This window comes from Streptomyces sp. NPDC044061, assembly GCF_056434305.1.
In genome coordinates this window covers 1-9639 of record NZ_JBWKFL010000045.1, presented here as the reverse complement: position 1 = coordinate 9639, position 9639 = coordinate 1, and the positions used below count along the sequence as shown (strand labels likewise).

Sequence of the window (9639 nt, the reverse complement as noted above, 5' to 3'; positions counted from 1 at the left end):
TCAGGCCTTCCCACAGAGCAGAAAACGTGGCGGAGCGGATCTGTATTCGGCAGTGGCTGTCAGAGTTGTTCGAGCGCGAAACCCGATTTGATCCACTTACTGGATTCGATGGCTATTCCTGCGACACGGTCACCGGGCACCAGCCGGTTGAGGAGTGCGTGCAGTTGGAAGAAGACGAGAGCGTTCCCGTTGTTTCCGGTCTCGCCCACGCAGTTGATGTGCTGGGCGCCGGTCACGGCGAGATGCCCGGTTATCTTCTCGGTCATGCGGACGGAGAGCTGGGGCGGCAGGAGATAGTCGAGGTCGTCCCTCTTCCAGTCCAGTTCGCCGAGTATGTCGTCGAGGATCTCGGAGGCGAGCAGGGGAACGGATTCCTCGATGGCCTTGTAGTCCTCGTGGGCGGCGATGTCGGGGCCGGGCGGGTGGGCGGGGCCGAACCATTCGAGGATCTGGCCGGGTGCCCTGCCCTTGCCGACGAGGCGGAAGCGGGTGGTGCGCAGCGCGGTGTCCCCGGCGTCGGGGTCGGCGCAGAGGACGGCCGCGCCCGCGCCGTCGCCGAAGAGGACGAAGTTGACGAGTTCGGCGGGCGGGATCCGGCGGAGGTCGGCGTTGAGGACGTAGTGCTTGGCGATCACGTCGCCGCCGATGACCAGGGCGGTGCGGTGGCGGCCGGTGGACAGCAGCCGGCGGGCCAGGTCGAGGGCCTGCACGGCGCCGGAGCAGCCCGACTGCAGCTGGTAGGTGACGACGTCGTCGATGCCGAGCGCGTCGGCGATGACGTTGACGGTGGCCGGCATCAGCGCGTCGGGGGTTGCGGTGCCGAGGACCAGTAGGTCGATGTCCTCGGCGGCCGCCCCGGCCGCGGCTAGCGCCTTACGGGCGGCCGCGGTGCCGAGGGAGGCGAGGGTGTCGCGTTGTTCACTGGTGGCGAGGTCTACAGCGAGGTGGCGGGTGCGGGTGCCGATGAAGGTCTCGATCCACTGCTGCCACAGCGCGTCCATGCGGAAGTGCTTGCCCAGGGCGACGTTGTCGATCGGCGGGCCGGGCAGGGCGGTGCCGACGGACAGCAGGCGGGTGTCGGCGGGGTCCATGCCCGGTCACCTCCGGTAGAGAACGATCTGCGAGAGGTACGACTTGTGGGTCTCGACGGGCTTGAACTGGCGGTATCCGACGGCCCCCTTGAAGGGTCCGGCGACTCCCACCGCTGGGATCGTGGCCTGTTCGCCGGCGGTGAGCCGGGCGTCGTCGACGAGGCCTCCGGTGCGGATGATGGTGCCGTCGTTGAGGGTGATCTCCTCGGAGTAGTAGGCGATGAAGTGGTCGTCGGAGCTCTTACGGAGCATGCGGCCTACGCCCTGGGTGGTGCCGACGACGTTTCCTTCCGCGTCGCGCAGTTCGTAGGAGACGCGGGCGAAGTCGTCGAGAGTGGGGTTCTTTCCCTCGAAGTCGTCGTTGGTGGACTCGTAGGCGAGGAGGTTTTCGTTGAGGTCGGTGAGCCAGAGCACATTCTCCGGGTCGGAGAGCAGAGGGTGGTCCTTCTCCGGTGCGAAGGGCGGGGCGGCGAGTTCCGCGATCCGCTGTGCCCTGGCTTCCGCTGTCGTTTCTTTTTCGGTTGTGGTCATGCGTTCACGGTAGGGAGGGCTTCTAAAGCCCTCCTAACCCATCGTGCTGCCGGTCCACCGCCGGGGCGCCTATTCGCTGTCGAGTTCTTCGTCGATGAGGCGGAACAGTTCGTCGTCGCTGACGGAATCCAGGGATTCCGCCGTGTCCTCCGCCGGTGCCGACGGCTCTGCCGGGGTGAGGGCCTCGGCGAGGTGGTCGGCGAGCGCCTGTGCCGTGGGGTGGTCGAAGACCACCGTGGCGGGCAGGCGCAGTCCGGTCGCCGTGGAGAGTCGGTTGCGCAGTTCCACGGCGCCGAGCGAGTCCAGGCCGAGTTGCAGCAGCCCGCGGTCGACCGGTACAGCGCGTGCGGAGCCGTGTCCGAGAATCTGCGCAAGGTCGCCGCGGACCAGCTCGAGCAGCACGGTCTGCCTCTCTCGGGGGGGAAGGTGGACGAACGCTGGTGGCGGGGCGGTCTCCTCCCGTGTGGCCGTGACGGGCGCGGGTATCAGGGTGCGCAGCACAGCGGGCGGTGTCGTGCCCGCCGCTTGGCTCCTCCTGAGAGCGGGCACGTCCCAGCGGGCCGCGACCCGCACTCCGCCCTCGGAGGTGAGCGCCTCGTCCAGCAGCGCCAGCGCCTCGTCCTCGCTCAGCGCCAGCACACCGCCGCGTCCCATCCGGGCGACGTCAGCCGCCGTCAGAGCGGCCCCCATGCCGTCGGCTCCGGTGTCCCACAGTCCCCATGCCAGGGAGAGTCCGGGCAGGCCCTCGGCCCGCCGTGACTCCACCAGCGCGTCCAGGAACGCGTTCGCCGCGGCGTACGCCGCCTGTCCCGCGGTCCCCAGGACTCCGGCCACCGAGGAGAACAGCACGAAGGCGTCCGCCGAGTGCGCCCGTGATACCTCGTGCAGATGCCAGGCCGCGTCGACCTTCGCCCGCAACACTCCGGACACCCGCTCGGGCGTCAGCCCCTCGACGGTCCCGTCGTCCAGAACGCCCGCCGCGTGTACGACCGCCCGCACCCGGAACTCGGTGAAGAGCCGCTCCACTTCGGAGCGCAGCGACACGTCCGCCGCCGCCCACACCACCGAGGCGCCCAGGCCCTCCAACTCCTGGGCCAGCTCGCCGGCACCGGGGGCGGCGGCGCCACGCCGCGAGACAAGCACCAGCTCCCGTGCGCCGCACGCCTGCACCAGATGGCGTGCGACCACGCCACCCAGCGCGCCCGACGCCCCGGTCACCAGGACCGCGTCGGCGAGGGCGGGGGTGCCGGCAGGGGAACGTGGCGCCTCTGCCAGGCGCCGCACCTGGAACTCTCCCTTGCGTTGTACGAGTTCGGGCTCGTCGGCGGGGAGGGTGGTGGGCGGCTCGGCGGCGTCGGTGTCCACGAGTACGAACCGTCCCGGATGCTCGGCCTGCGCCGAACGCACCAGACCCCGCACCGCGGCACCCACCGCATCGGGACCCGTCACCACCACCAACATCCCCTCTGCGGTGGCCACATGCCGCTGCACCACACCAAGCGCCTCACCCACCACCTCGTGCACCACCACGGGAACGTCCGCGCCAGCCTCCCGCCGCAGATCCACCACCCCCGCCGTCCGTGACACGTCGAGGACCGGTGCCGAGGCCAGCACGGAGTCGTACCCGATCTGCCACAGTGTGCCCGCGCCGCCGGGCCCCCTGAGCGTGTCGGCGTCGACGGTGCGCAGCACCACGGTCCGCGCGGTCAGGACCGGCTCGTCCTGTTGCGTGGTGATGCTGAGCGCCGCTCCGTCCGCCGTCCCGCTGAGGTGTACGCGCAGCGGCTGCGGTGGGAGCGGGCCGTCGGTGTGCAGTCGAACTCCTTCCCAGCTGAACGGCAGCCGCAGCTCGTCCACGGGCTGCCACAGGATGAGCGGGTGCAGGGCGGCGTCGAGAAGCGCAGGGTGGAGTGCGTGGCCGTCGGCGGGCACCATGTCGAGCTCGGCGTGCAGGGATCCGTCGGGCGCCCGGTGCACCGCGCGCAGCGACCGGAAGGGGCCGGTGTAGTCCAGGCCCACGTCGGCGAGGCGCATGTGGATTTCCTCGGTGGCCAGGGCTTGCCGTGGGCCGTCTGCCACGCGCAGGGGCGGAACGTCGTCGGACGCCTGCTCCAGCCGTCCGGTGGCGTGCAGCGTCCAGGGGCGGCCGTCTGTCGCGGTGCCCGTCGCGGGCCGCGCGTAGATCTTCAGGTCCCGGTGCCCGCCGGTGCCGGCCGGCTCGACGACCGCCTGGATCTCGACGTCTGCGTTCCCGTCGGGCCCGGCCGCGGTGGGCAGGGGCAGCGGTGCGGTGAGCGTGAGGTCGCCGACGGCCGGGTGCCCGGTGCGCCGTCCCGCGTACAGGGCGAGTTCGAGGAGGCCGGTGCCGGGCAGGACCGGTGTGCCGTGCACGGTGTGCCCGGCCGTCCATGGGTGGTCGGCCGGTGTGATCCGGCCGGTGAACACGGTGCCGAGGCCACCGCCCAGGTCGAGCGCCCTGTCGAGGAAGGGATGACCGGACCGCCGCGTGGTGCGCCGGGGCCGCGGCGGATTGAGCCAGTAGCGTTCCCGCTGGAAGGGGTAGGTCGGCAGCGCGTCGGGCGCGGGCACCGCTTCCGGGTGCGGAGCCCTCGCCGCGGATGCGTACCAGGTGCGCCAGTCCACATCGGCACCCGCCGCGTGCAGGGTCGCGGCCGCCGCGAGAGCCGTACGGGTCTCTGGCCGGCCGCGCCGGCCCGCGGCCGCCAGTGCGGCGGGCCGCTCGCCCTCGGGCAGGGACTGCGGGACCAGCGCGGACAGGACGGCGTCGGGCCCGATCTCCAGGTACCGGCTGGCCCCTTTGGCGTGCAGGGTGGCCACCGCGTCGGCGAAGCGCACGGCACGGCGTACGTGTTCGGCCCAGTAGTCGGGCGAGGTGAGCTGGCCGGGTTCGGCAAGGTGGCCGGTCGTATCGGAGATGTAGGGGATCGCGGGTTCACGCAGCCGCAGGCCGGCCACGGCCGCCCGGAACTCCTCCAGCATCGGTTCCATCAGCGGGGAGTGGAAGGCGTGGCTGACCCGCAGCCTGCGGGCGCGCACCCCCAGGCCGCTCAGCCGCGCCGCGACCGCGAGGATGGCGTCCTCGTCGCCGGAGAGCACAGTGGCGCGGGGCCCGTTGACTGCGGCGACATCCACCCGTCCCCGCTCCGCGTCGAGCTGCTCCAGAACCTGCTCTTCAGAGGCCTCGAAGGACAGCATCGCTCCCTCGGCCGGCAGTGCGTCCATCAGCCTGGCCCGGGCGGCGACCAGGGCCGCCGCGTCCTCGAGGTCAAGGACGCCCGCGGCATGGGCGGCGGCGACACCGCCCACCGAGTGGCCGACGACCAGGTCGGGGCGCAGACCCCAGCTCTCGTAGAGCCGGAACAAGGCCGTCTCGAAGGCGAACAGGGCGGGCTGGGTCCAGATGGTCCGGCCGAGCAGTTCCGCCGCGGGCGATTCGGGGTCGGCGAACACCACCTCCCGCAGGGTCCGTTCGAGTCCGAGCCGCGTGTCCAAGGCGGCCGCAGCGGCGTCGAAGGCGTCCGCGAAGGCTGGGTGTGCGGCGTGCAGGTCGCGTCCCATGCCGGGGCGCTGGCTGCCCTGCCCGGTGAAGAGGAAGGCGGTGCGCCCCTTCACTGCCTCCGTCACCGGGGTGCGTGCGTCGGCCAGCGCGGACAGTTCCTCGACGAGTTCGGCGCGCCCATCGGCGACGACGACAGCCCGGTGCTCGAATGTGGGCCGCACGGCGGCCAGCCCCGCGCCCAGCGACGCCGACGTCAACGTCTCATCCGCGAGCACGAGTTCGCGCAGCCGAGCCGCCTGAGCGCGCACCGCTTCGGGTGTACGGGCCGACAACGGTACGGGGAATAGTGCCGGGTCATCGACCGGCACGGTGGCTCCCTCGGACGTGTCACTTCCCGATGCGGCCGTCACCGGCACGGTGGCCTCGGTGGCTTCCTCGACGATGACGTGCGCGTTCGTGCCGCTGATGCCGAAGGAGGAGACGGCAGCGCGACGCGGGGTACCGTCTGCTCCTGCCGGCCACGCCCGCGCCTCGGTCAGGAGGCGTACGTCGCCCGTCTCCCAGTCGACCTGCCGTGTCGGGGTGTCGGCGTGCAGGGTGCGGGGCAGGACTCCGTGCCGGATCGCCTGCACCATCTTGATAACGCCACCGACGCCAGCGGCGGCCTGGCTGTGCCCGATGTTCGACTTCAACGACCCCAACCACAACGGCGTTGCACGGTCCTGCCCGTACGTCGCGAGCAAGGCCTGCGCCTCGATCGGGTCACCCAGCCGCGTCCCCGTCCCATGCGCCTCCACCGCATCCACATCAGCCGGCGTGAGCCCCGCCGACGCCAGCGCCTGCCGAATCACCCGCTCCTGCGACGGCCCGTTCGGCGCCGTCAGCCCATTACTCGCCCCGTCCTGATTCACCGCCGAACCCCGCAACACCGCCAACACCCGATGCCCATTACGCCGCGCATCCGACAACCGCTCCACCAGCAGCAGCCCCACACCCTCACTCCACCCCGTGCCGTCCGCGTCCGCCGAGAACGCCTTGCACCGGCCATCGGCGGACAGTCCACGCTGACGGCTGAACTCGACGAAGGTGGCGGGGCTCGCCATCACGGTGGCGCCGCCCGCGAGCGCGAGATCGCACTCCCCGGTGCGCAGCGCCTGCGCGGCCAGATGCAGCGCCACCAGCGACGACGAGCACGCCGTGTCCACCGTCACCGCCGGCCCCTCCAAACCGAAGGTGTACGCGACCCGTCCGGAGGCGACGCTGCCGGCGCTGCCGCTGACCAGATAGCCCTCGGATCCGTCGGGCGCCTCGGCCGCCTGGTGCAGGCGCGCGCCGTAGTCGTTGTACATGACGCCCGCGAAGACGCCGGTTCGGCTGCCGCGCAGCCCGGCCGGGTCGACGCCCGCCCGCTCGAACGCCTCCCACGCCGTCTCCAGCAGCAGCCGCTGCTGCGGGTCGGTGGTCAGTGCCTCCTTGGGGCTCATGCCGAAGAACGCGGGGTCGAAGTCGGCCGCGTCGCCGAGGAACCCGCCGTGCCGTGTGTAGGAGGTGCCCTGGCGGTCGGGGTCGGGGTCGTAGAGCGCTTCGAGGTCCCAGCCACGGTCGGCCGGGAACGGGCCGACCGCGTCCGTGCCGCTCTCCACCAGACGCCACAGATCCTCCGGCGAGGCGACCCCGCCCGGGTAACGGCACGCCATACCCACGATCGCGATCGGCTCGTCGGCCGCGGTCGTCGCCGTCGGGGCGGATGCCGGGGCCTTCTGCGCCCGTCCGAGGTCGCCGAGCAGTTCGTCGTGGAGGCGGCGGGCCAGAGCAGTCACGGTCGGGTGGTCGAAGACGAGTGTGGCGGGCAGCCTCAGGCCGGAGACGGCGGTGAGCCGGTTGCGCAGTTCGACGGCGCTGAGGGAGTCGAAGCCGAGGTCGGCAAAGGGACGTTCGTCGGCGATGGCGTCGGGGTCGGTGTGTCCCAGTACGCCGGCCACCGCTTCCCGTACGACGTCCAGGATCCTGGCCCGCCGCTCGTCCCCGTCCAGCCGGGCGAGCTCCTGGGTGAGGGTGTCCGCGTCAGCCGCTTCGCTGCCCCCGGTGGCGGTGGGGGCGGTGCGCGGGAGGAGGCCGCGCAGGAGGGCCGACGGTGGTGTGCCGTCGGTCTGCCTGCGGCGCAGTCCCGCCAGGTCCCAGCGCGTCGCGACCCGCAGGCCGCTGTCCGGGAACGCCAGCGCCTCGTCGAGCAGCGCCAGCGCCTGGTTGTCGTCCAGCGCCAGCACACCGCTGCGCCCGATCCGCGCCACGTCGACCGCGGACAGGCTCTCACCCATCCCGCCGGTGGACGCGTCCCACAGGCCCCACGCCAGCGACAGCCCGGGCAGGCCCTCCGCCCGCCGTGACTCGGCCAGCGCGTCCAGGAACGCGTTACCCGCCGCGTACGCCGCCTGTCCGGCCGTGCCGAGCACCCCGGCCACGGACGAGAACAGCACGAAGGCGCTCACGGCACGGTCGCGGGACACCTCGTGCAGATGCCAGGCCGCGTCGACCTTCGCCCGCAGCACCCCCGAAACCCGCTCCGGCGTCAGCCCTTCGATGGTCCCGTCGTCCAGGACACCCGCCGCGTGCACCACCGCGCCCACATCGAACTGGTCGAACAGCGCCTCCACATCCGCCCGCACCGAGACGTCCCCAGCGACGAACTCGGCGCGCGCCCCGAGCTCCGCCAGTTCCGCGACGAGCTCACCGGCCCCGGGCGCCGCGCCGCCCCGCCGGCTCACCAATACCAGCTCCCGCACGTTGTGTGCCCGGACCAGGTGCCGTGCCACGACGCCGCCCAGGGCACCCGAGGCACCCGTCACCAGCACCGCGTCCTGCAGCGCCCGTGGTTCGACGGCCGTGGCCGACGGTGCCGTTGTCAGCCGTGGTGCGAGCAGGCGGTCGTCGCGGACGACTACCTCCGGTTCGCTGGCGGGGAGGGTGGTGGGCGGCTCGGCGGCGTCGGTGTCCACGAGTACGAACCGTCCCGGATGCTCGGCCTGCGCCGAACGCACCAGACCCCGCACCGCGGCACCCACCGCATCGGGACCCGTCACCACCACCAACATCCCCTCTGCGGTGGCCACATGCCGCTGCACCACACCAAGCGCCTCACCCACCACCTCGTGCACCACCACGGGAACGTCCGCGCCAGCCTCCCGCCGCAGATCCACCACCCCCGCCGTCCGTGACACGTCGAGGGACGTGCCGGACACCGGGACGAGTTCGACGGCGTAGAGAGGGGTCCTACGTGCCGTGGCACCGAGCTGTGCGGGGTCGATATGCCGTACGGACACCTCCTCCGCGGTGAGGACGACCGTCCCGTCGGGGCCGGTCACCGTCAGGCCGTAGCTCGTGCCGTCCGCTCGGGGCACGAGTCGGGCGCCGGCCGCGTGCGTCTCCGTGTCGTGAAGGCGGACGCCACGCCAGGCGAACGGCACGACGATCCCGTCACCCTCGTCGGCGGCGGCGAGCGCGATCGGGTGCAGCGCGGCGTCGAGTAGGGCGGGGTGCACCACGAACCCTCCCTCGCTGTCCGTGCCGGGGGCGATCTCGAGCCGGGTGTGCAGGTGACCGTCACCGCTGCGGGCCGTGGCGCTCAGGGCACGGAAGGCGGGGCCGTAGTCGTAACCGGCCGCCGCGAGCCGCTCGTAGGCGTCGCCCGCGTCGTCGTACGCCTCCGGGGCCCGGACCAGCTCGCCAGCGGGCGCCGGGTCGGGTCCGGCCGGTGCCAGCTCCGCGCTGACGTGCCGGATCCAGGGCGTGCCGGGGTCCGCGTCGTCGGGACGGGAGTGCACGGTGAGTGGCCTCCGGCCGTCGGCGTCCGCCGCTCCGGCGTGCACGCGCAGATGGACCGACTCGGTTTCCGGGAGGGTCAGCGGAGCCTCGATCAGGAGCTCCGTCACCGTCGGCGCGCCGAGGCGGCCGCCGGTGTGCAGGGCCAGGTCGACCAGGGCGGCGGCGGGCAGCAGGGTGTGTCCGGTGATGGCGTGGTCGGCGAGCCAGGGGTGGCTGGCCAGGGACAGACGACCGGAGAGCAACAGGCCCTGCTCCTCGGGCAGTTCGATCTCCGCGCCGAGCAGCGGGTGGTCGGTGCTCTCCAGACCGGCTCCGGTGACGTCGGCCGCACCGCGCGGGACGTCCAACCAGTGCCGGCGCCGCTGGAAGGCGTACGTGGGCAGCTCGACGCCGCCCCGTGCTCCGGCGTACAGCGGCGCCCAGTCCACCGCCGCCCCCGACACATGGACCTTCGCCAGAGCGTCCATGAACGTGCCCACGGCCTCGTGTCCTCGAAGCATGGAGGGCACCGCCACGATCTCCGGCAGCGCCTCCCGCACCAGGCCGGTCAGCACACCGTCCGGACCGAGCTCCACCACCCGGCCGACGCCCGAGGCGCCCAACTCCTGTACGACGTCGTGGAACCGCACAGCTTCCCGCACATGCCGCACCCAGTACTCCACCGACCGCAGCCGG

Annotated in this window: 3 protein-coding genes; all 3 read right to left on the bottom strand. The window is 72.5% G+C overall.

The window, feature by feature from the left end; translation table 11 throughout:
• Positions 1 to 59 precede the first annotated feature (59 nt).
• The 3 genes from AC07CM_RS41495 to AC07CM_RS41485 all read right to left on the bottom strand — a co-directional run bounded on the left by AC07CM_RS41495 (position 60) and on the right by AC07CM_RS41485 (position 9626).
• A complete protein-coding gene (locus AC07CM_RS41495; RefSeq protein WP_478881720.1) occupies positions 60 to 1091 on the bottom strand; it encodes a 3-oxoacyl-ACP synthase III family protein in 1032 nt (343 codons plus the stop codon).
• Between the two features lie 6 nt (positions 1092 to 1097).
• Positions 1098 to 1622, bottom strand: coding sequence for an allene oxide cyclase barrel-like domain-containing protein (locus AC07CM_RS41490; RefSeq protein ID WP_478881719.1), 525 nt, complete (start codon positions 1620 to 1622; stop codon positions 1098 to 1100).
• Between the two features lie 69 nt (positions 1623 to 1691).
• Complete coding sequence (locus AC07CM_RS41485) at positions 1692 to 9626, bottom strand: SDR family NAD(P)-dependent oxidoreductase (RefSeq protein WP_478881718.1); 7935 nt, start codon at positions 9624 to 9626, stop codon at positions 1692 to 1694.
• Positions 9627 to 9639 lie beyond the last annotated feature (13 nt).